Raw genomic sequence first — 20,615 nt, 5'->3', positions numbered from 1 at the left:
AGATTTCACCATGTTTCGTAAGATTTTAATTGCCAACCGTGGGGAAATTGCGGTCAGAATTATTCGTGCAGCTAGAGAATTAGGGATTGCGACAGTCGCAGTCTATTCTACTGCTGACAAAGAAGCTCTCCATACTTTACTGGCAGATGAAGCGGTTTGCATTGGTCCGGCAAAGTCGACAGAATCCTACCTCAATATGAATGCGGTTCTTTCTGCCGCAGTTTTGACTGGAGCAGAGGCAATTCATCCAGGCTTTGGTTTTTTGAGTGAAAATTCTAAGTTTGCGACGATGTGCGAGGAAGTTGGTATTAAATTTATCGGTCCTTCGGGAGCGGTAATGGATTTAATGGGTGATAAAATCAATGCGCGTGCTCAGATGATTAAGGCTAATGTGCCTGTAATCCCAGGTTCTGATGGCGAAGTTCATACTTCAGACGAAGCACTTGCGGTTGCAGAAAAAATCGGCTATCCAGTTATGCTGAAAGCTTCTGCTGGCGGTGGTGGCAAAGGTATTCGGAAGGTTGAAAAAGCAGAGGATTTAGTAGCTGCTTTTGAGTCGGCTTCCAGCGAAGCCAAAGCGGCTTTCGGAAATGGCGCCATGTATATGGAGCGTGTCATTTATCCAGCTCGGCATATTGAAGTCCAAATCTTGGCTGACCAACATGGTCATGTTGTCCACTTAGGCGAGCGCGATTGTTCACTTCAAAGAAATAATCAAAAAGTGCTGGAAGAAAGTCCGTCGGTTGCGATTGGCAAGACCCTTCGTCGTAAAATTGGGGAAGCTGCTGTACGAGCTGCCCAATCTGTCGGATATGAAAACGCTGGAACGATTGAATTCTTATTTGATGAAGGCAAAAGAGAATTTTATTTCATGGAAATGAATACTCGTGTACAAGTGGAGCATCCGATAACGGAATTTGTAACGGGGGTGGACATTGTTAAGGAGCAAATCAAAATTGCTGTGGGGCAAGAGCTGCCTTTTAACCAAGAAGATATTCATATAACAGGTCATGCGATTGAGTGTCGAATCAATGCGGAAAATCCTGCATTTAACTTTGCACCAAGTCCGGGAAAGATTTCCAATCTCTATCTACCGAGTGGTGGAGTGGGGTTGCGTGTGGATTCTGCAGTTTATCCTGGCTACACGATTCCGCCGTATTATGACAGCATGATTGCCAAGATTATTGTTCATGGTGAAAATCGCTTTGATGCATTAATGAAAATGCAGCGTGCGCTCTATGAGTTAGAAATCGACGGTGTTGTGACAAATAGCGGTTTTCAGTTAGATTTGATTTCAGACCCACATGTCATTGCTGGCGATTATGATACAGCTTTTCTTATGGAGAAATTTTTACCAGCTTATCAAAAGAAAAAGTAGAGGAGTAAAGGATATAAGTCATGGCTTTGTTTTCCAAAAAGGATAAGTATATTCGGATCAATCCAAACCGTTCCAGTCGTGAGAAACCTCAAGTGAAACCAGAGTTTCCGGATGAACTGTTTTCAAAATGTCCAGGATGTAAGCATATCATTTACCAAAAAGATTTGGGAAGTGAACGGATTTGCCCGCAATGTGGCTATACGTTTCGTATTTCAGCTTTTGAACGCCTCAATTTAACGGTAGATGCCAATAGTTTTGAGGAATTATTTACAGGAATTGAAACATCAGACCCCTTGAAGTTTCCTAAATATCGTGAAAAATTAAGGACTGTCCGTGAAAAAACAGGTTTGGATGAGGCGGTATTGACAGGAATTGCGACAATCGGTGGTCAAAAAACTGCACTGGGGATCATGGATTCCAACTTTATCATGGCTTCTATGGGAACGGTCGTTGGAGAAAAAATTACTCGTCTTTTTGAATATGCTACAGAACATCAGTTGCCAGTCACTTTGTTTACAGCTTCTGGTGGCGCTCGCATGCAAGAAGGAATTATGAGTTTGATGCAAATGGCTAAAGTATCCGCAGCGGTGAAACGTCATTCTAATGCTGGCTTGTTTTATTTGACGATCTTAACAGACCCGACCACGGGTGGGGTGACGGCTTCATTTGCCATGGAAGGAGACATCATTTTGGCTGAAACGCAAGCGCTTGTTGGCTTTGCAGGTCGCCGAGTAATTGAAACAACCGTTCGTGAAAAATTGCCAGATGACTTCCAAAAGGCAGAATTTTTGCTTGAACATGGTTTTGTTGATGCCATTGTCAAACGCTTGGAATTGCGCTCCACCATTGCAATGTTATTGGCTTTCCATGGAGGTGAACAGTGACAAAGATTACCCGAATTATTAAAGAAGCACGAGATCAGGCACGATTGACAGCTTTGGATTTTGCGCAAGGAATTTGCGAGAATTTTATTGAATTACATGGCGATCGTTCTTTTCGAGATGACGGAGCGGTTATCGGTGGAATCGGAACTTTAGATGGTCAGCCCATCACCGTTGTTGGGATTCAAAAAGGACGCAATCTACAGGATAATTTGCAACGGAATTTTGGACAACCTCATCCAGAAGGTTATCGAAAAGCACTTCGCTTGATGAAGCAGGCAGAGAAATTTGGTCGTCCTGTCGTTACGTTTATCAACACAGCCGGTGCTTATCCAGGAGTTGGGGCTGAAGAGCGCGGTCAAGGAGAAGCTATTGCACGTAATTTGCTCGAGATGAGCGATTTAAAGGTGCCGATTATCGCTATTATTATCGGTGAAGGCGGATCTGGAGGAGCGCTAGCTTTAGCTGTTGCAGACAAGGTCTGGATGCTAGAAAATTCAATTTACGCGGTGCTTAGTCCCGAAGGTTTTGCTTCTATCTTGTGGAAAGACGGCAGTCGTGCTATGGAAGCTGCAGAACTCATGAAAATCACTTCTCATGAGCTTCTTGATATGAGAGTAGTGGACAAGGTGATTCCAGAAGCAAGGCTTAGCAATCAGGATTTATTGTATGCTGTGAAGCAAGAAATAGTTGCTGAATTAACAAATTTGTCTCAGCTACCACTTGAACAACTTTTAGAAGCACGTTACCAACGATTTCGAAAATACTAATAAAAATCAGAAGTGGATTGGCTTGTACCGTTCACTTCTGTTTTTTTATTTTTAAAATACGCTTTTCTGTAATATTTTCTGCTATAATAGAGAATGGACAAAGGGAGAAGAGATGTTTATTATTGATTTTATCTTGCATATTGATGCACACATTTATAATATTGCTCATGCTGTAGGTGGCTGGACATATTTGATTTTGTTTTTGGTAATTTTTATTGAGACAGCTGCGGTAGTATTTCCATTCCTGCCGGGAGACAGCTTACTTTTTGCTGCAGGCGCTCTATCAGCTAATCCAGCAATGCATTTTAATGTTCTACTTTTTATGCTTCTATTTTTTGTGGGAGCTTTTGTTGGCGATACCTGTAATTTCTTCATTGGCAGAACCTTGGGTTATCGTTTTGTACATTATAAATTTTTCAGTAAATTGATAAAAGAAGAAAATATCAAAGAAGCAGAAGTGTATTTTGAAAAACATGGTTCTACTTCTATTATTTTAGGACGCTATATTCCCATTATTCGTACCTTTGTACCATTTGTAGCAGGCATTAGCCAATTCCCAGTTCAGTCTTTTCTGAAACGAGCTTTTATCGCAGCTTTGTCTTGGTCTTTGATTGCGACAGGGGCAGGCTATCTTTTTGGGAATATCCCCTTTGTGAAAACTCATTTTTCAGCGATTATTTTGGGAATTGTCATTGTTACCTTACTCCCAACTGTGATAAGTGTGGTTCGAAGTGCAATGATTAAAAAGCGAAACAATCAAATGAAGAGATAAGAAAACTCTGAGATAATTTGAAAATCTCAGAGTTTTTATGTTATTCTGGAGCAATCACTTCCACACCGCCTATGTATGGGCGAAGTACTTCTGGAATAGTGACGGAGCCGTCTTCATTTTGGTAATTTTCAAGAATGGCTGCAACGGTACGACCAACTGCAAGACCGGATCCATTCAAAGTGTGTAGAAGTTTAACTTTGCCGTCTGCTTCGTCACGGTAACGGATTTGGGCACGACGAGCTTGGAAATCTTCGGTATTGGAACAGCTAGAAATTTCACGGTAGGTATTCTGTGCTGGAATCCAGACTTCCAAGTCGTAGGTCTTCGCTGCAGAGAAGCCCATATCTCCTGTTGAAAGTGCAACAACGCGGTAAGGAAGATTTAATTTCTGAAGGATATTTTCGGCGTTAGCGGTCATTTTTTCTAATTCTTCATAAGAATGCTCTGGTTTGGCAAATTTGACCATTTCCACTTTGTGGAATTGATGCAAACGAATCAAACCACGGGTGTCACGACCGGCAGAACCAGCTTCAGAACGGAAAGACGGACTCATGGCTGTGAAGTAGATTGGCAAGTCTTTTCCGTCTAAAATTTCCCCACGGTAGTAGTTTGTCAAAGGAACTTCAGCAGTTGGAATGAGAACGTAATTTGTATCGCTCAATTCAAACGTATCTTCTTTGAATTTTGGATACTGACCAGTCCCAAACATAGAATCGTGATTAACCATGTAAGGAGGAATGACTTCTGTGTAGCCCTCTTTTTGATGCTCGTCTAACATGAAATTATAAATAGCGCGTTCTAGACGAGCTCCTAATCCTTTGTAAAAGAGGAAGCGAGCGCCGGTTACTTTTGCCCCGCGTTCCCAGTCGAGAATATCAAGATTTTCACCAAGATCCCAGTGAGCTTTTACATCAAAGTCAAACACACGTGGCGTCCCCCAACGGCGAACTTCTACATTATCGTCTTCGTCAGCACCTACCGGCACACTATCGTGAGGAATATTTGGCAAAGTCGTTGTAAACTCGGTTAATGTAGCGTCAATTTCTGCTAACTCTGCGTCTAATGCTTTAACTTCAGCAGATAATGTTTGCATGGCAGCAATTTTATCATCAGCATTGTCTTTATTACGTTTCGCTTGGGCAATTTCTGCTGAAACCGTGTTACGCTCTGCTTTTAAATTTTCAACCTTGACCAAGAGTTCACGGCGTTTGCTATCAAACTCTTTCATTTTATCAAGTGTTGCAGCGTCAACGCCACGAGTAGCTAATTTTTTTGCGATGATATCAAAATCTGTGCGAATGCGTTTAATATCTAACATCAGAACCTCCTGAAATAAAAATACACCTATGAAAGTGTTGGAGTGGCAGAGCCACGGTCCCATCCAACTTCACATAAGTGCACTTGATTGTTTATGAAATTAATATCACGGTAGAATTTCAAGCTAGCTCCCTATCTGCTCACAGCTGCCGCAGACTTTCTGAAAGAGATACTAGATTTACTTATCCGTTTCCTATGATTATACAAGAATTCTTATTTTTTTGCAAATAGATTTTTAAAAAATTGACCAATTGTTTGAATCAGTGTCGGTAATTTAATGACCTTTTCATTGCCGATATGATTTCGAGCATGTTTCAAAATAGTTCCAGCATCTTTTGAAGCGAAAAGGAATTTTCCTTTATTGGTAAAGACTTCAAAATGACGACTAATTCGTTTGCCAGACACATTGGCGCCGATTTGATGGATAGTATCCCAAGGGATTTGAATATAGTCTTCGACATTGGTATCTGCATAAAATTCGAGCGCTTTATCTCCAACTAAGAATTTTCCAACTTTCCCTCCAATTCCCAGATAAGAAGTTCCTGTTGTTTGAAAATCAATTTTTGTATTTTGTGATTGTGCCATGTTCAATCCTCGTTTATCTATTATCCTTTCTATTATAGCACATTTATTGTCAATAAAAAAGAAGGCCAAAACCTTCTTTTTGTTGTTTACATAATTCCGAAGAAGCGTGCTACAATACCAACGATGAAGAGACCGATGATAATTGTGATTGGTGAAACTTTTTTCTTAAGTAACCACATGCATAGGAATGTAAGAAGAAGCCCCATCAAGCCAGGAATTAAAGCATCTAACTGTCCTTGAAGTGTTTGAGCTTGTATTTTATCAAGTCCAAGACCACTATTTACTTGACCAAGGATATCATGTAATTGTTGACCAGTAACATTTCCTTTAGGGAATTCAATGTAGGCACCTTTAGACAAAGTCTTAGAAGGAAGTCCTACCGTAAAGGTAATATTTACCCAACGTTCAACAAGAACGGCGATGATGAACATACCAAGGATTGAAGCTCCTTTGGTGATGTCTTGAAGGATACCGCCTGACATGTCTTTTGTAATTTCAGAACCAGCTTTGTAGCCAAGTTCTTGAGTGTACCATAAGAAGGCCATACGGATAAGATTCCAAAGTACGAAGAAGAGGATTGGACCCATCACGTTACCTGCCATAGCAAGTGAGGCACCAAGAGCACCGAGGATAGGACGAACGGTAAACCAGAAGACTGGGTCACCGATACCAGCAAGAGGTCCCATCATACCGATTTTAACCCCCTGGATAGCAGTGTTGTCAATTTCAGCACCGTTAGCCTTTTCTTCTTCAAGGGCAAGTGTCACACCAATGATAGGCGCAGCTACGTATGGGTGAGTATTAAAGAATTCCAAGTGACGTTCAAGAGCTGCAGCACGGTCTTCTTTAGAAGTGTAAAGTTTTTTGATAGCTGGTATAAGTGCATACGCCCAACCTAAGTTTTGCATCCGTTCATAGTTCCAAGAACCTTGCAAGAAAGTTGAACGCCACCAAACTTTTTGACGATCTGATTTTGATAATTGAATTTTTTCTGTCATGGTATTAGTAGCTCCTTTCTTAGTAGTCTTCTAAAATATCACCAATTGGGTCATTTGATGTAGCAGAACCGCCGCCACCATTCCCGCCTTTTTTAGAAAGGTTGATGTAGATGAAAGCCATAGCCACGCCGATTGTACCAAGAGCGATAAGAGTTAATTGACTAACAGCTGCAAGTGCAAAACCGATAGCAAAGAATGGCCATACTTCGCGAGTTGCCATCATGTTGATAACCATCGCGTAACCAACGGCAACGACCATACCACCACCGACAGCCATACCACCTGACAACCAAGCAGGCATAGCGTTCAAGACACCTTGAACAACTGACGTTGGAACTGCAAGAAGAAGAGCAGCAGGAATAGCAATACGAAGACCTTGAAGAAGAAGTGCAACTAAGTGAGTACGTTCTACAGCACCGATGTTACCTTCTTTAGCAGCAGCATCAGCACCATGAACAAGACCTACTGAAATTGTACGAACAATCATTGTAAGGAAGAGACCAGCAACTGCAAGAGGGATAGCAGTTGTATAAGCGAAACTGATACCTTTATCAGTGAAGTCGCCACCTTGTACCATGATGATTGCAGATGCTACAGAAGCAAGTGCAGCATCAGGAGCAACGGCAGCACCAATGTTTGCCCAACCAAGAGCAATCATTTGAAGTGTACCACCAAGGATGACACCTGCTTCCAAGTGTCCTGTTACTAGACCGATAAGGGTACAAGCAACAAGTGGTTGGTGGAATTGAAATTGGTCCAAGATTCCTTCAAGTCCAGCAAGAAAGGCAACGAAGACCACTAAAATCATAGAAATAATTGACATATTCTAAATCCTTTCCATTATTGAACGTTGGCTTTTTTAATTAAGTCAAACAAATCTTTTTTGGAGTCATTTGGCACTTTACGTACGTCAAATTCCACTCCGAGGTCACGCAATTTTTCAAAGGTTGCAACATCGTCTTTGTCCATTGACAAAACGTTATTGACCATTGTTTTACCAGTTGAGTGAGCCATTGAGCCAACATTGAGTGTTTTGATATCGACACCACCTTCAACAGCACGAAGTGCATCTTGAGGAGTTTCAAAAAGAATCAGTGCATGTGTGTTACCAAAACGAGGGTCTTTTGCTACCGCAATCAATTTGTCAATTGGGACAACATTTGCTTTGACATTACCAGGAGCAGCTTGTTTGATCAACTCTTTACGAAGTTTATCAGCTGATACGGAGTCAGAAGCAACGATGATACGGTCTGCTTTAGAATCTGGTGTCCAAGCAGTTGCAACTTGACCGTGAAGAAGACGTGTATCGATACGAGCAAGATTGATTTTCAACTTGCCATCGCCGATAACGGTTCCTTCTGGAATAGCAGCTTGAGCAGTTGGTGCAGCCGGTGCACTTGCTACCTCAGCTACAGGATTTAGTTCTTCAGGAAGAGCTTTCACTCCGTCCTTGGCTTCTTTGATGATGTTTGCGACAACAGCGTCAACGCCAGCATTGGCGTCCATCATTCGTTCAGTATAAGCTTGAATCAACATTGGCAGATTCAAACCTGTAATGATCGCGAACTTGCGATCCGGATTTTCACCCATTACGCGGCTAGCTTGGTTAAATGGAGAACCACTCCACAGGTCAGCCAAAACTAGAACTTCATCGTTCGCGTCAAAAGCAGCCACAGCGTCATTGAACTTAGCATACAAATCATCAGGACCTTCATTTGGCATAAAAGTTACAACTTGAACTTTTTCTTGCTCACCAAAAATCATAGAACCTGATTGATGAATACCAGCAGCAAATTCACCATGGCTTGCAATAATGATTCCGATACTCATTATTGTCTTTCCTCCTTATAAAATGTTTGACTTAAGTTTAAGAAAAATTTAAGACTACTTAAGTATAAAACGTTTTCATGAAAAATGCAATAGTTTGAGCTAAAAAAATCAAAATCTTTCATATTTTTGACAGATTGTAAACGGACAAAACTAGCCATTTAAACAATATATTAACCTTGAAAAGCGATTGGAAAAATAATGAAAATTTTGAAAAAATAATTCTATCTACATGAATTATTGAATAAGAAAGAGGAGAATCAATAAAAAATCTAGAAACATTTTAAATTTAAAAAACAAAATTTATAATATTCAATTTATAGTATAAACAAACTGATAGAAAATAATTGAAAATCAATAGCTGATAAGACCGCCCCATGATTGCGAGTGCACAATCAGTTGCAGAAAAATAAAATCTGGGAAGATTACGTGTAAATATTAAAGAGTCGGGCAGAAAAACTGTCCAACTCTAAGTCTTATTATAAAAATAGTTTCAATAATTGATGAGCGACTCCGTCTTGGTCATTGGTAAGCGGCAGTTGTTCATCTGCGTAAGGGAGAAGTGTTTGGCTAGCGTTTTTCATGGCATAGCCAGTACCGGCAAAAGCTAACATCTCTGTATCATTGTGCTCGTCACCAAAAGCAATCAAATCTTTTCGATCCACGTTCAGAACCTCTAATAAATATTTCAAAGCAAAAGCTTTGTTGACGCCTTTTGGAGTGCATTCGAGGATATTGAGCGGACCGCCCCAAGTGTTGATAGATAATTGTTGTTGATAAAATTGATTCAATTCATCCGCCAAAGCATATTTATCATTGGCATGCGTTTGCAAAAGGATACAGTTGGGATTTTTGGTAACCAATTCTGGATTAAATTGATTTTCAGGTCGAAAAGATTCTACACCAAATAATTTCGGGTCGGCAATCGTTTCATTGGGGGCGGTGATATAAAATTTCTTCCGATATTCCCCAGCAATGAAGTCTGCTTCAATCTCTTCCTTCCTTTTGACAATGTCTAATAGATATTCTTTATCTAAAGTGATACATCTTTCCTGTTGCCACTTTTTATCCGGGATATGGGTCAAAGAGCCATTAAAGTTGATCATTGGAGTATGTAGCTCCAATTCTTTATAAAATTCCCGTGCCATTCGATAAGGGCGTCCAGTTGTGATGACAACATGGTGTCCTTTTTTAGAAATTTTTTTAATGGTTTCTTTTGTAAATTCAGATAATTTGCTGTCAGAATTAAGCAAGGTTCCGTCTAAATCTACTGCAATTACTTTTTTTGTCATAGTCTACTCTTTCATTTGTGCTGTTTTCTATTATAGCAGATTTTAAGATGAAAGTGCAGAATTTGTGATATAATGTTTTCTTATATAACGAAGGAGGAAATCGAGTATGCGTAAAACAATTATCATTCATATTTTCTTTGCGATTATTTCTGCTATCGTTTATGCCGAAGGAATTTTGACAAAAGGGCCAGATTTGATTTGGAATATGTTTCTAGCTTTGGTTGCCTATGATGCGGCTTTTATAGCCATTCAATTTAAGAAAAAATGGTTTTTCTTGCCTATAGCAATTCTTTGGCTAGTGTTTTATCCCAATACGTTCTATATGATTACGGACTTGGTACACATGCACTGGGTGAGTGACACCTTGTGGAACCGAGAAAGTCTGCATCTTTTTATGGCCTTTGTTCCAAGTATTTTCTTTGGGGTTCTATGCGGAATAGAGAGCTGGAATTTGATTTCGGGCTATTTGAAGCTCAAATGGTGGCTGGAATATTTGGCTATTGGAACCGTCTCATTTTTATCGAGTCTCGCAATTTACATTGGTCGCTATGATCGGCTCAATTCTTGGGATCTAGTCAGCCATCCTACGTTAGTCTTTGAGCGGTTGGCAGCTGCTTTGCAGAGGGAGCGCCTGTTATTCATTTTAGGGTTTACCTTTATTCAAATCATGTCCTTGGTCTTTTTGACCAAAAATCAGTCTAAATAAAGATTTTCTGTATAAAACATTGAATTAATTTGTTTGTTTTTAAAACTTCCGTTGAAATCATGGATATTTTGTGGTATTATATCTATTATCGTTCGTAAATTTTAAGGAGATTTTTAAAAATGGACAAGTTTTTTAAACTAAAAGAGAACGGTACAACTGTTCGTACAGAAGTTCTTGCTGGTTTAACCACTTTCTTTGCAATGAGTTATATCCTCTTTGTCAACCCTGAAATGCTCAGTCAAACAGGCATGCCAGCACAAGGAGTTTTCTTAGCGACTATCATTGGGACTGTTGCAGGGACGCTGATGATGGCTTTATATGCCAACATTCCTTACGCTCAGGCGCCTGGTATGGGACTGAATGCTTTCTTTACTTATACCGTTGTATTTGCACTTGGTTATACATGGCAAGAGGCGCTGGCAATGGTTTTCCTCTGCGGGATTATTAGTATTATTGTCACGTTGACCAAGGTTCGTACAATTATTATTCATGCAATTCCAGAGAGTTTGAAATACGCTATTTCTGGTGGAATTGGGATTTTCCTAGCTTATATCGGAGTGAAAAAAGCGGGACTTTTGAAATTTTCAATTGATCCAGGAACCTATACTGTTGCAGGAAAAGGTGCTGATAAGGCACAAGCAGCTATTACGGCTAATGGAATGGCAACACCGGGCTTGGTAGATTTTAACAATCCAGCTGTTCTTGTCGCTTTGTTTGGAATTCTCATCACTATTTTCTTTGTCCTTAAACGCATTCGCGGAGGGATTGTTCTCTCCATTGCAGCAACAACAATCGTAGCTATCTTGGTAGGGGTCGTAGACCTTTTAAAAATCAATTTTGCTTCCAATAATATCGGTGCTGCTGTTCAGGATTTAGGAAAGATTTTTGGTGCGGCACTAGGTAAAGATGGCTTGCTGGCTTTGTTTGCAAAACCAGCTCGTCTTCCAGAAGTGCTTCTAGCCATTTTGGCCTTTTCATTAACAGATATTTTTGATAATATTGGAACTTTGATTAGTACTGGTCGTAAAGCAGGTATCTTTAATATTGCAGATGAAGAAGCTGCTAAAGATTCGTCTGGGCTTCAGACTAAAATGGACAAGGCGCTGTTTTCAGACATGGTTGGGACAACGATTGGTGCGATTGCAGGAACTTCAAATGTCACGACTTATGTAGAAAGTGCAGCTGGGATTGAAGCCGGTGGTCGTACAGGCTTAACAGCACTTGTCGTTGCGGCTTTGTTTGTTATTTCAAGTTTCTTTAGTCCACTTCTTGCTATTGTCCCAACAGTAGCAGTAGCTCCTATTCTTATCATTGTCGGAATTATGATGCTTTCCAGTATGAAAGATATCGAATGGGACGATTTATCAGAAGCAGTACCAGCCTTCTTTACATCCGTTTTCATGGGCTTTACTTACAGTATTACTCATGGTATTGCCGCAGGATTTATCATGTATGCTTTTGTGAAAATCATCAAAGGTGAAGCCAAAGAAGTTCACCCAATTATCTGGGTGTTGGATGCTTTGTTTATCCTAAATTTTATCAGTCTAGCTTTGGCTTAATGATTGAAAAATCGGGAGTGGGACAAAAATCGGTAATTTCGAAGAAATTTGATTTTGTCGTCCCACCCCCGCACAGTTGAGTAGGGCTGTAAAGGTTGATTTATCAACCGCATAGAACCCACTCAACCACTGCGACTTGCAAGAAACTCATAAAAATCTGACAAGGTTAAGGACTTTTGTCCCAGCCTCTTTTCTTTTGTTAAATTTCAGCAGAAAATGAAAACTTCTGGTATAATAAAAGAATGTTTATCCATAATGAAGATGAGTTGATGGCGTGGGGCGAGAAATTGGGTGCTTTACTCCAAAAACAAGATGTGTTGATTTTAACAGGTGATTTAGGTGCTGGAAAAACAACCTTCACCAAAGGTTTAGCGCGTGGACTGGGTATCAAACAAATGATCAAAAGTCCGACCTATACTATTGTACGAGAATATGACGGACGCCTGCCGCTTTATCATTTGGACGTTTATCGTATTGGGGAAGATCCAGATTTTATTGATTTAGACGATTTTCTCTTTGGAGATGGGGTGACGGTTATTGAATGGGGCGAATTGTTGGGAGCTAGTTTGCCAAGCGATTATCTAAAATTGACAATTCTAAGAAAAAATGATGGCCGAGAATTGGTCTTTGACGCAAAAGGACATCGAGCTGAGAAACTGCTTGAGGAATTTGTCAATGGCTGAGTTAGAGCTAGTTATAAGAGAAGCAGAACCTCAAGACGCCAAATCTTTAATTGATTTTCTTAATCAGGTTGGGCAAGAGTCAGATTACATGACATTAGATGACGCAGGGATTTTGATGACAGAAGAGCAGATGAGCTCTTTCATTCAACATCAAGCCGCGTCAGATAACCAGATTTATCTAATTGCACTATTAGATAATGAAATTGCTGGGCTTGTGATCATTACAGCTGATTTTCATGAGCGAATTCGTCATATCGGGCAGGTCTTTATCGTGGTTAAAAGAGCATTTTGGAATCAAGGCTTAGGGAAATTTCTTCTAGAAGAAGCGATAGACTGGGCAGAGAATTCTGGAGTGATTCGACGATTAGAATTGACCGTACAAGTAAGAAATAAACGTGCTGTTCATTTGTATCAGGCGTTTGGGTTTGAGATTGAGGGCATTCAAAAAAGAGGAGCCTATCTTGCAGAAGGGAAATTTCTTGATGTTTACCTAATGGGAAAACTGATAGATTAGAATAATATGTTAAAAAAAATTATCTTAATGTTTTTAAGTTTGTGTCTTGTAACGGTTGCAGGACTAGGCGTTTATGGATTTACGATTTATAATCAATCAACGGATGTGTTGTCCAAGACTTACAAGAGTTTTGGAAAAGATACAGATGTCATCGCAGCTACCAAACCGCTTACCTTACTTTTAATGGGAGTGGATACCGGTAGTGGTTCACGATCAGATCCGTGGGCTGGAAATAGTGACTCCATGATTCTCATGACAGTTAATCCCAAGACAAAAAAGACGACGATGATGAGTTTGGAGCGGGATATTCTCACCAATATAAAAAATGGCGATGAAACCATGCAAGCAAAGCTTAATGCGGCTTATGCAGATGGTGGAGCTGAGCTAGCTATTTCCACAGTGCAAAAGATGATGAATATTCACATTGACCGCTATGTGCTTATCAATATGAAAGGTCTGGTGCAATTGGTTGATGCTGTTGGGGGAATTACCGTGAACAATACTCTTGGTTTCCCTATTTCGATTGAAGAAAATGAACCAGAATATAAAGCAGTTGTTGAACCAGGTAAGCAACACATAAACGGAGATCAGGCGTTGGTTTATTCTCGCATGCGTTATCAAGATCCAGAAGGGGATTATGGCCGTCAAAAGCGTCAACGAGAAGTCATTCAAAAAGTAGTCCAAAAAGTGCTGAGTTTAAATAGTGTCAGCCATTATCAGGCTATTTTAAAAGCTGTTAGCAACAATATGCAGACCAATGTAGAGTTGTCTTCAGGCAGTATTCCTCAATTATTAGGTTATCAAGATGCTTTCAAAAATATCGAAAGCAAACAGTTAAAAGGTGAAGGAGCAACTCTGGCAGATGGTGGTTCTTATCAAATCGTCACTTCGGAGCATATGTTGGAAATGCAAAATGTTCTGAGAAAATCGCTTGGCTTGGAAGAAGTAACTAAATTGGAAACCAATGCAGTTTTATATGAAGAATTGTATGGCAGTGCTGCTCCTAGTTCCAGTCAGTCAGGAAATGGCACAACAACTGGTGCTGCTGATTCTTCTGCGTATTCAAGCAATCCTTATGGAACAGATCAAAATGGACAGTATTACGGTCAATACGGACAATGACATGATAAAAAAGAATTTAGCGTGTGTCTAAATTCTTTTTTATTTCTTAGTTGATGTGAGTGTTCCAGATATCTTGAATTTGTTGAAGTCGAGCAGTAGCGTCTTGCTCAAAAAGTTTGAATTGGTAAGTTAAATCCTGTGAAATTGTTTGGAGATTGTCTTTTTGCTCTTGAACGACTTGGAGATTTCGTTGAATGTTTTGGAGATTGTCTTGAATCCTGTCCATTAGCTCATAACTTTCAACAGCCTCGTTCATGAGTTTTTCTCTATTTTTAACAAGGCAAAAGCTGGCTGCAGCTGCACCGGTGAATAACAATAGATTACTAAGTTTCATGGTTTCTCCTTATGCTTTTGAAATTTTTTCGGCTAATTCTGCAAGAGCAGGGAAGTTTGGTTCGTGCGCCACGAAAGTCAGTTTTAAATCATCATTTTCTGTATAGCGTGGTGCTAAATGGACATGTGTATGGAAGACAGATTGACCGGCAATTTCTTCGTTATTATTGATGATATTCATCCCCTTTGCACCAGTCGCCTTCATCACTTTACGAGCAATATCTGGTATTCGTGCAAAAAGTTGACTGGCAGCTTCACCGTCCATTTCAAGCATGTTGCGGAAATGTTTTTTAGGGACAACCAAGGTATGTCCGGGCGTTACTTGTGAGATGTCTAAAAACGCTAGAATTTCATCGTCTTCATATACTTTAGAAGCTGGAATTTCTCCTGCAATAATCTTACAAAAAATGCAATCTGCCATCAAATTTACCTCTACTTTGCTAGATTTTGTTATAATATAAGAACATTATACCAGAATTTGGAGAAAATATGTTAGAAATAAAAGGGCTTACAGGGGGCTATGTGAATATCCCTGTTTTAAAAGACATCAGTTTCACAGTAGGAAATGGGGAACTGGTGGGGTTGATTGGCTTGAATGGTGCGGGTAAATCCACTACAATCAATGAAATTATCGGACTTTTAACTCCTTATAAGGGTGAAATTTTAATTGACGGTGCCAAACTGCAAGATAGTCCTACGGCTTATCGTGAGAAAATTGGTTTTATTCCGGAAACACCTAGTTTGTACGAAGAATTGACTTTAAGAGAACATATTGAAACGGTTGCTATGGCCTATAATGTGGAGCAAAAGGTGGCTTTTGCACGCGTGGAGAAATTATTGACCATGTTTCGCTTGAAAGAAAAATTAGATTGGTTTCCGGTGCATTTTTCTAAAGGAATGAAGCAAAAAGTCATGATTATTTGTGCCTTTGTAGTCGATCCAAGTCTTTTTATCGTTGATGAACCATTTTTGGGACTTGATCCAGTTGCTATTGCTGACTTGATAGAGCTTTTGGAGGATGAAAAGGCAAAAGGCAAGTCAATTCTCATGAGTACGCATGTGCTGGATTCGGCAGAAAAGATGTGTGATTCATTCGTGATATTGCATAAGGGAGAAATCCGAGCTAAAGGCAATTTAGCAGAATTACGAGCAGAATTTGCTATGCCAGAAGCTAGTCTCAATGACATTTATCTAGCTTTGACAGAAGAGGCGAGCCTATGAGAGAACTGTTTCAAAAGCGCAAACAAGTATTTCGCAATCAATGTTTGAAGTATTCGCGCTATGTTTTTAACGACCATTTTGTCCTCTTTTTATTAGTTTTTACTGGCTTTTTAGCTGTTCAATACAGTCAGTTGTTGCGAAATTTACCTTCAAATCACCTGCCAATCATTCTTGCTTTAGCAGTTCTTTTGATTTTATTGTTGCCTCTGGGACGAATCGCAACATATATGGAAAAACCAGATAGTCTATTTTTATTGGTCAAAGAAGAGGAATTAAAAAGCTACCTACAAGAACAAACGCGTTTATCTTATCGGTTATGGGTCTTGCTTCAAACTGTTGTGTTGTTACTATTAGTACCGCTTTTTCTTGCCTTAGGCATGCCGCTTTGGGGCTGGTTTATTCTTGTTTTTCTTATGTTGATAGCAAAATGGTTCGTATTTTTGCAGAAAAGTCAAAAATTTTACCAAGGTGCAGGGGTGAATTGGAGCTATCTCATTGCTTACGAAGAAAGACGCAAGCAGACAATCCTACGTTTCTTTGCTCTCTTTACCAACGTTAAGGGAATTTCCAATAGCGTAAAACGCCGAGCATATCTTGATGGTTTGACGAATATTCTACCAAAAAGACAGTCAACTACTTGGCAAAATATGTATTTGCGTTCTTATTTGCGCAATGGTGATTTTCTTGCCTTGACTATACGGTTGCTGTTTCTGTCTCTTTTGGGAATTGGTTTTATCAGTCAATCGTGGATTGCTGCCATATTTGTGGCATTGTTAAATTATCTCCTGCTATTTCAGTTGACAGCCTTGTACCATGCCTTTGATTACCAATATTTGACGTTCTTATTCCCTTTAGAAATCAATTCAAAGTTAAAAGGAGTGAAACAAGTGATTGCTCTTATTGGCTACAGCGTGCTTTTTGTGGAAATAATGATGGCTTTGCTGTTTTTCCAAGATAGAGTAGCTTTGCTTTTTATGATAGGAATCACATTGCTACTCTATGTCATTTATTTACCATTCAAATTAAGAAGTTTGGTTGACTAAAGGAAGTAAAATTAGTAAAATAGATAGGAAACTTTTTACGGAGGGGAACAATGGACTTGGTTGATAATGAGCTAACTCTGACACCAATTGCAGGTAAAAGTGGGAAAGCCTATATGGGCACCTATCCAGATGGGGCGCGCGTTTTCGTCAAGATGAACACGACCCCAATCTTAGTAGGTTTGGCTAGAGAACAAATCGCACCGCAATTATTGTGGAGTCGTCGCATGGCAGACGGCAATGTCATGAGTGCACAGGAATGGCTATCAGGAAAAATTTTGACGCCGACTGAAATGGACAAAAAACAAATTGTAAATATTTTGACACGGCTGCATCGTTCACGTCCTTTGATGACACAGTTGCGTCGGTTGGGTTATTCCTTGGAGACGCCAGCAGATTTATTGGAATCTTGGTTAGAATACGCACCATTGGCAATTGGAAATAATCATTACTTACGGTCGGTTTTAAATGATATGCGTAGTCATTTACCACAATTTCGCGAGGATCATGCAACGATTGTGCATGGCGATGTGCGTCATAGTAACTGGATTGAGACAGATAGTGGATTGGTGTATTTAGTAGATTGGGATTCTGTTCGATTGACAGATCGTATGTTTGATGTGGCTCATATATTAAGCCATTATATTCCAGAGGTGCGTTGGAAAGAATGGTTGACCTACTATGGCTATCGCTATAATGAAACGGTATTGAAGAAATTATACTGGTATGGTCAGTATGCTTACCTATGTCAGATTGCGAAGTATTATGAAAATGCAGACTTGGAAAATGTAAATCGGGAGATTTATGCCTTGCGCAACTTCCGCTCAAAATACGGAAGAAAGGTGTCATGAGAGTTAGAAATCGCAAAGGCGCAACGGAATTACTAGAAGCAAACCCGCAATATGTGATTTTAAATCCTGCTGAAGCAAAGGGCAAGTGGCATGAGATTTTTGGGAATAAGCACCCTATTCATATTGAAGTGGGAAGTGGAAAAGGTGCGTTTGTTTCAGGAATGGCAAAAGCTCATCCAGAAATTAACTATATCGGGATCGATATTCAAAAATCTGTTTTGAGTTACGCTTTGGATAAAGTTTTAGCGACAGATGTTCCCAATATCAAGCTCCTTTGGGTAGATGGTTCTGATTTGACCAACTACTTTGAAAATGGGGAGATTGATCGCCTGTACCTGAATTTTTCTGACCCTTGGCCCAAGAAACGCCACGAAAAACGGCGTTTAACCTACAAATCTTTTCTCGATACCTTTAAGCGAATTTTACCAGAACATGGTGAGATTCATTTCAAAACAGATAATCGTGGTCTCTTTGAATATAGCTTAGTGAGCTTTTCTCAATACGGCATGAAACTAAATGGTGTTTGGTTAGATTTGCACGCGAGCGACTTTGAAGATAATGTGCTGACAGAATACGAGCAAAAATTTGCCAACAAAGGTCAAGTCATCTATCGGGTTGAGGCAGAGTTTTAAGGTGAAATAGATAATTGAAAGAGGCTGGGCAAAAAGTGTCCCAGCTTCTATCAGATTTAGTAATAAACGAATAACGCAGTAGGTGATTGGGCTCTTCATTCGCTGTTTAAGTACCCTTGCGGAGGTGAGTTTGGGACAAAAAGATTTCAATTTTTAAAAATCTTAATTATTAAGATCTTCAAATCTATAATTAAATGCGAAAAGCGAACAAAGTAGAATTCTGATTACCGGAAAACTAGTTTTGTTCGCTTTTTATATTTGAGGTCGGACTTTTGTCCCAGCCTCCACTCCCTTTTCTGATTTTCAGGAGAAAAGATTGCTAAAAAACAAGAGGAGCAAAAGAATGTCTCAAGCGACAAAATGAACTTTAGAAGCTTCATTTAAACATTTTGTTATAAAAGCTATTAACAAAATTTACGATTCAGGACATTGTAGGAGATTGTGGTATCAATCGAATGACCTTTTATCATAAATATATATATGTGTGATTTGGTAGAATGGTCTTGTTTTGAGTTTGCTAAAAAGTAAAACGTTTCTGTCCAAGTAGATATTCAAGAAATTTTATTAAATAGTAGAACTTTTCTCATTTTGTTCTTTTCTCTTGTGCTTGATTAAGTTTTTATTTATAATAATTCTAAATAAAGAGAAAAGAGAAGGTTGGCGATGATGAGAGAACAAGAGATTGATAAGAATTTTAGCGGTCGGCTTAATATTTTGCGAGCTGGAGTATTAGGGGCCAATGATGGTATTATTTCTATCGCGGGTGTGGTAATAGGGGTAGCAAGTGCGACAGAAAGTATTTGGATTATCTTTCTTTCTGGGTTAGCAGCAGTCTTTGCGGGAGCTTTTTCCATGGCAGGTGGTGAATATGTATCTGTCTCCACTCAAAAGGATACGGAGGAGGCCGCAGTTGTTAGAGAGCGAGATCTTTTAATGAAAAATCCAGATATTGCTAGGCAGTCGCTCTATGCAGCTTATATCCAGAATGGCGAGTGTGAGACTTCTGCCCAGCTTTTAACCAATCGAGCTTTTTTAAAGGATCCTCTCAAAGCTTTGGTAGCGGAAAAGTATGGTATTGAAGTAGAAGAATTTACTAATCCTTGGCATGCAGCAATCTCCAGCTTTATCGCTTTTGTAGCAGGAGCTATCTTTCCCATGCTGAGCATTGTCTTCTTTTCTGCTAGTTATAGAATTCCGGCGACAGTAGTCATCGTTGCTTTATCGCTATTGGGAACGGGATACACCAGTGCCAAGTTAGGAAAAGCACCGATAAAAAATGCCATGATTCGAAACTTAGTCATTGGACTTTTGACTATGACAGTAACTTATCTTGTAGGTCAATTATTTGCTATTTAATTTCGAAATAAAAAACCTTTATGAGGAGTGATTTTGATTGTAGGTTATTCTATTTGACTTTATAGTCAATTCTTTTTAGAATTATCTGTCAACCACAATGCTGAAATCAATCAATTTTCTTACGATTGATAAGTATAGCATCAAATAAAATACAGGAATATATTTTCTTGCATTTTATTTTTTCTTATGCTATAATACAAGTGACGAATATGAAAGAGAGGCGAGGAAGTATCTTCGCCTCTTATCTGTGAGGAGGTGTAGTCTTATCGCAACGATTGTAGAATTGGTAAAAGAGGTTGTCGAGCCAGTCATCCAAGAACCGTATGAATTAGTGGATATTGAGTACGGTAAGATGGGGAGCGACCATGTTCTTAGTATTTTTGTAGATAAGCCGGGAGGGATTACCGTAAATGATACGGCAGATTTGACGGACATCATCAGTCCGCTTTTGGACACGATTAAGCCGGATCCCTTTCCTGAGCAGTATTTTCTTGAAGTAACTAGCCCAGGGTTGGAACGTCCGCTGAAAACGAAAGAACAATTAGCAGATGCAGTTGGGCAATATATCCATGTTAGTCTGTATCAAGCAGTTGATAAAAGTAAAACCTTTGAAGGAACATTGCTTTCTTTTGAGGAAGATCATTTAACAATGGAATATAGGGATAAGACGCGTAAGAAAGTTGTTCAAATTCCTTACAGACTAGTATCTAAAGCAAGATTAGCAGTCAAATTTTAGCAAGAATAAAAAGAAAGGATTGCTTTTGTTTCCGCAAAAGCT

General features: G+C 39.5%; 23 protein-coding genes and 1 pseudogene. 16 read left to right on the top strand and 8 right to left on the bottom strand.

The window, feature by feature from the left end:
- Positions 1-10: 10 nt before the first annotated feature.
- The 4 genes from ABKA15_RS07905 (at position 11) to ABKA15_RS07890 (ending at position 3,801) form a co-directional block, all read left to right on the top strand.
- Positions 11-1,378, top strand: a complete 1,368-nt coding sequence (locus tag ABKA15_RS07905) for an acetyl-CoA carboxylase biotin carboxylase subunit (protein ID WP_049514551.1) — start codon at positions 11-13, stop codon at positions 1,376-1,378.
- Positions 1,379-1,398: 20 nt separating this feature from the next.
- Positions 1,399-2,262 (top strand): acetyl-CoA carboxylase, carboxyltransferase subunit beta, encoded by an 864-nt coding sequence (accD, locus tag ABKA15_RS07900; RefSeq protein ID WP_049514550.1) that lies wholly within the window; start codon positions 1,399-1,401, stop codon positions 2,260-2,262.
- Positions 2,259-3,029, top strand: a complete 771-nt coding sequence (locus ABKA15_RS07895; protein ID WP_049514548.1) for an acetyl-CoA carboxylase carboxyl transferase subunit alpha — start codon at positions 2,259-2,261, stop codon at positions 3,027-3,029. Before accD ends, ABKA15_RS07895 begins: the two co-directional genes overlap by 4 nt.
- Before the next feature lie 112 nt (positions 3,030-3,141).
- Positions 3,142-3,801, top strand: coding sequence for a VTT domain-containing protein (locus ABKA15_RS07890; RefSeq protein WP_003025995.1), 660 nt, complete (start codon positions 3,142-3,144; stop codon positions 3,799-3,801).
- A gap of 40 nt (positions 3,802-3,841) precedes the next feature.
- On the opposite strand, the gene serS is transcribed toward ABKA15_RS07890, so the two are convergent.
- From serS to ABKA15_RS07860, 6 genes are all read right to left on the bottom strand, one after another.
- On the bottom strand, positions 3,842-5,119 hold the full coding sequence (serS, locus tag ABKA15_RS07885) for a serine--tRNA ligase (RefSeq protein WP_350015340.1): 1,278 nt from the start codon (positions 5,117-5,119) through the stop codon (positions 3,842-3,844).
- A gap of 212 nt (positions 5,120-5,331) precedes the next feature.
- A complete protein-coding gene (locus ABKA15_RS07880; protein WP_350015339.1) occupies positions 5,332-5,703 on the bottom strand; it encodes a DUF956 family protein in 372 nt (123 codons plus the stop codon).
- 86 nt (positions 5,704-5,789) lie between these two features.
- Positions 5,790-6,701, bottom strand: a complete 912-nt coding sequence (locus ABKA15_RS07875) for a PTS system mannose/fructose/sorbose family transporter subunit IID (RefSeq protein ID WP_049514544.1) — start codon at positions 6,699-6,701, stop codon at positions 5,790-5,792.
- A 19-nt stretch (positions 6,702-6,720) separates the two neighbouring features.
- Positions 6,721-7,524 (bottom strand): PTS mannose/fructose/sorbose transporter subunit IIC, encoded by an 804-nt coding sequence (locus tag ABKA15_RS07870; protein WP_049514542.1) that lies wholly within the window; start codon positions 7,522-7,524, stop codon positions 6,721-6,723.
- A gap of 17 nt (positions 7,525-7,541) precedes the next feature.
- Positions 7,542-8,531: a PTS sugar transporter subunit IIB gene (locus ABKA15_RS07865; RefSeq protein WP_192208564.1), complete on the bottom strand. Its 990-nt coding sequence runs from the start codon at positions 8,529-8,531 to the stop codon at positions 7,542-7,544.
- 476 nt (positions 8,532-9,007) lie between these two features.
- Complete coding sequence (locus ABKA15_RS07860; protein WP_049514539.1) at positions 9,008-9,820, bottom strand: Cof-type HAD-IIB family hydrolase; 813 nt, start codon at positions 9,818-9,820, stop codon at positions 9,008-9,010.
- Positions 9,821-9,926: 106 nt separating this feature from the next.
- Here ABKA15_RS07860 and ABKA15_RS07855 point away from each other — a divergent pair, with 106 nt between their 5' ends.
- The 5 genes from ABKA15_RS07855 to ABKA15_RS07835 all read left to right on the top strand — a co-directional run bounded on the left by ABKA15_RS07855 (position 9,927) and on the right by ABKA15_RS07835 (position 14,404).
- Positions 9,927-10,526: a DUF1361 domain-containing protein gene (locus ABKA15_RS07855; RefSeq protein ID WP_049514537.1), complete on the top strand. Its 600-nt coding sequence runs from the start codon at positions 9,927-9,929 to the stop codon at positions 10,524-10,526.
- 119 nt (positions 10,527-10,645) lie between these two features.
- Complete coding sequence (locus tag ABKA15_RS07850) at positions 10,646-12,085, top strand: NCS2 family permease (RefSeq protein ID WP_049514535.1); 1,440 nt, start codon at positions 10,646-10,648, stop codon at positions 12,083-12,085.
- Between the two features lie 242 nt (positions 12,086-12,327).
- Positions 12,328-12,768, top strand: a complete 441-nt coding sequence (gene tsaE, locus ABKA15_RS07845) for a tRNA (adenosine(37)-N6)-threonylcarbamoyltransferase complex ATPase subunit type 1 TsaE (RefSeq protein WP_049514344.1) — start codon at positions 12,328-12,330, stop codon at positions 12,766-12,768.
- Positions 12,761-13,282 carry a GNAT family N-acetyltransferase gene (locus ABKA15_RS07840; protein WP_186832779.1) on the top strand — a complete coding sequence of 174 codons (522 nt, stop codon included), beginning with the start codon at positions 12,761-12,763 and terminating at the stop codon, positions 13,280-13,282. Before tsaE ends, ABKA15_RS07840 begins: the two co-directional genes overlap by 8 nt.
- A gap of 6 nt (positions 13,283-13,288) precedes the next feature.
- Positions 13,289-14,404: an LCP family protein gene (locus tag ABKA15_RS07835; protein ID WP_049514342.1), complete on the top strand. Its 1,116-nt coding sequence runs from the start codon at positions 13,289-13,291 to the stop codon at positions 14,402-14,404.
- Between the two features lie 46 nt (positions 14,405-14,450).
- On the opposite strand, the gene ABKA15_RS07830 is transcribed toward ABKA15_RS07835, so the two are convergent.
- Both ABKA15_RS07830 and ABKA15_RS07825 read right to left on the bottom strand, forming a co-directional pair.
- A complete protein-coding gene (locus tag ABKA15_RS07830; protein WP_049514340.1) occupies positions 14,451-14,738 on the bottom strand; it encodes a hypothetical protein in 288 nt (95 codons plus the stop codon).
- A 9-nt stretch (positions 14,739-14,747) separates the two neighbouring features.
- Positions 14,748-15,158, bottom strand: a complete 411-nt coding sequence (locus tag ABKA15_RS07825; protein ID WP_003025977.1) for an HIT family protein — start codon at positions 15,156-15,158, stop codon at positions 14,748-14,750.
- Positions 15,159-15,226: 68 nt separating this feature from the next.
- On the opposite strand from ABKA15_RS07825, the gene ABKA15_RS07820 reads away from it, so the two are divergent.
- The 7 genes and pseudogenes from ABKA15_RS07820 to rimP all read left to right on the top strand — a co-directional run bounded on the left by ABKA15_RS07820 (position 15,227) and on the right by rimP (position 20,573).
- Positions 15,227-15,958, top strand: coding sequence for an ABC transporter ATP-binding protein (locus ABKA15_RS07820; protein ID WP_003025975.1), 732 nt, complete (start codon positions 15,227-15,229; stop codon positions 15,956-15,958).
- Positions 15,955-17,001, top strand: coding sequence for an ABC transporter permease (locus tag ABKA15_RS07815; RefSeq protein ID WP_049514339.1), 1,047 nt, complete (start codon positions 15,955-15,957; stop codon positions 16,999-17,001). The genes ABKA15_RS07820 and ABKA15_RS07815 overlap by 4 nt, the downstream gene beginning before the upstream one ends.
- Positions 17,002-17,051: 50 nt before the next feature.
- On the top strand, positions 17,052-17,849 hold the full coding sequence (locus ABKA15_RS07810; protein ID WP_049514337.1) for a phosphotransferase family protein: 798 nt from the start codon (positions 17,052-17,054) through the stop codon (positions 17,847-17,849).
- A complete protein-coding gene (trmB, locus tag ABKA15_RS07805) occupies positions 17,846-18,481 on the top strand; it encodes a tRNA (guanosine(46)-N7)-methyltransferase TrmB (protein WP_049514336.1) in 636 nt (211 codons plus the stop codon). Before ABKA15_RS07810 ends, trmB begins: the two co-directional genes overlap by 4 nt.
- A 343-nt stretch (positions 18,482-18,824) precedes the next feature.
- Positions 18,825-19,006: pseudogene (locus ABKA15_RS07800) on the top strand (dihydroxyacetone kinase transcriptional activator DhaS); the annotation flags it as partial.
- Between the two features lie 141 nt (positions 19,007-19,147).
- A complete protein-coding gene (locus ABKA15_RS07795; RefSeq protein WP_026248194.1) occupies positions 19,148-19,837 on the top strand; it encodes a VIT family protein in 690 nt (229 codons plus the stop codon).
- Between the two features lie 247 nt (positions 19,838-20,084).
- Complete coding sequence (gene rimP, locus ABKA15_RS07790) at positions 20,085-20,573, top strand: ribosome maturation factor RimP (protein WP_049514335.1); 489 nt, start codon at positions 20,085-20,087, stop codon at positions 20,571-20,573.
- Positions 20,574-20,615: the final 42 nt, after the last annotated feature.

Source organism: Streptococcus sp. KHUD_010, assembly GCF_040207525.1.
Lineage (GTDB): Bacteria > Bacillota > Bacilli > Lactobacillales > Streptococcaceae > Streptococcus > Streptococcus hominis.
Note: the sequence above shows the minus strand (reverse complement) of the source record. Positions and strands in the feature narration are given on the sequence as shown.

What these genes read in the sequence shown, in the direction of transcription:
- ABKA15_RS07905 (WP_049514551.1), top strand. Translation starts at nt 11, where the DNA reads ATGTTTCGTAAGATTTTAATTGCCAACCGTGGGGAAATTGCGGTCAGA.
- accD (WP_049514550.1), top strand. Translation starts at nt 1,399, where the DNA reads ATGGCTTTGTTTTCCAAAAAGGATAAGTATATTCGGATCAATCCAAAC.
- ABKA15_RS07890 (WP_003025995.1), top strand. Translation starts at nt 3,142, where the DNA reads ATGTTTATTATTGATTTTATCTTGCATATTGATGCACACATTTATAAT.
- serS (WP_350015340.1), bottom strand. Translation starts at nt 5,119, where the DNA reads ATGTTAGATATTAAACGCATTCGCACAGATTTTGATATCATCGCAAAA.
- ABKA15_RS07880 (WP_350015339.1), bottom strand. Translation starts at nt 5,703, where the DNA reads ATGGCACAATCACAAAATACAAAAATTGATTTTCAAACAACAGGAACT.
- ABKA15_RS07875 (WP_049514544.1), bottom strand. Translation starts at nt 6,701, where the DNA reads ATGACAGAAAAAATTCAATTATCAAAATCAGATCGTCAAAAAGTTTGG.
- ABKA15_RS07870 (WP_049514542.1), bottom strand. Translation starts at nt 7,524, where the DNA reads ATGTCAATTATTTCTATGATTTTAGTGGTCTTCGTTGCCTTTCTTGCT.
- ABKA15_RS07865 (WP_192208564.1), bottom strand. Translation starts at nt 8,531, where the DNA reads ATGAGTATCGGAATCATTATTGCAAGCCATGGTGAATTTGCTGCTGGT.
- ABKA15_RS07860 (WP_049514539.1), bottom strand. Translation starts at nt 9,820, where the DNA reads ATGACAAAAAAAGTAATTGCAGTAGATTTAGACGGAACCTTGCTTAAT.
- ABKA15_RS07855 (WP_049514537.1), top strand. Translation starts at nt 9,927, where the DNA reads ATGCGTAAAACAATTATCATTCATATTTTCTTTGCGATTATTTCTGCT.
- ABKA15_RS07850 (WP_049514535.1), top strand. Translation starts at nt 10,646, where the DNA reads ATGGACAAGTTTTTTAAACTAAAAGAGAACGGTACAACTGTTCGTACA.
- tsaE (WP_049514344.1), top strand. Translation starts at nt 12,328, where the DNA reads ATGTTTATCCATAATGAAGATGAGTTGATGGCGTGGGGCGAGAAATTG.
- ABKA15_RS07840 (WP_186832779.1), top strand. Translation starts at nt 12,761, where the DNA reads ATGGCTGAGTTAGAGCTAGTTATAAGAGAAGCAGAACCTCAAGACGCC.
- ABKA15_RS07835 (WP_049514342.1), top strand. Translation starts at nt 13,289, where the DNA reads ATGTTAAAAAAAATTATCTTAATGTTTTTAAGTTTGTGTCTTGTAACG.
- ABKA15_RS07830 (WP_049514340.1), bottom strand. Translation starts at nt 14,738, where the DNA reads ATGAAACTTAGTAATCTATTGTTATTCACCGGTGCAGCTGCAGCCAGC.
- ABKA15_RS07825 (WP_003025977.1), bottom strand. Translation starts at nt 15,158, where the DNA reads ATGGCAGATTGCATTTTTTGTAAGATTATTGCAGGAGAAATTCCAGCT.
- ABKA15_RS07820 (WP_003025975.1), top strand. Translation starts at nt 15,227, where the DNA reads ATGTTAGAAATAAAAGGGCTTACAGGGGGCTATGTGAATATCCCTGTT.
- ABKA15_RS07815 (WP_049514339.1), top strand. Translation starts at nt 15,955, where the DNA reads ATGAGAGAACTGTTTCAAAAGCGCAAACAAGTATTTCGCAATCAATGT.
- ABKA15_RS07810 (WP_049514337.1), top strand. Translation starts at nt 17,052, where the DNA reads ATGGACTTGGTTGATAATGAGCTAACTCTGACACCAATTGCAGGTAAA.
- trmB (WP_049514336.1), top strand. Translation starts at nt 17,846, where the DNA reads ATGAGAGTTAGAAATCGCAAAGGCGCAACGGAATTACTAGAAGCAAAC.
- ABKA15_RS07795 (WP_026248194.1), top strand. Translation starts at nt 19,148, where the DNA reads ATGAGAGAACAAGAGATTGATAAGAATTTTAGCGGTCGGCTTAATATT.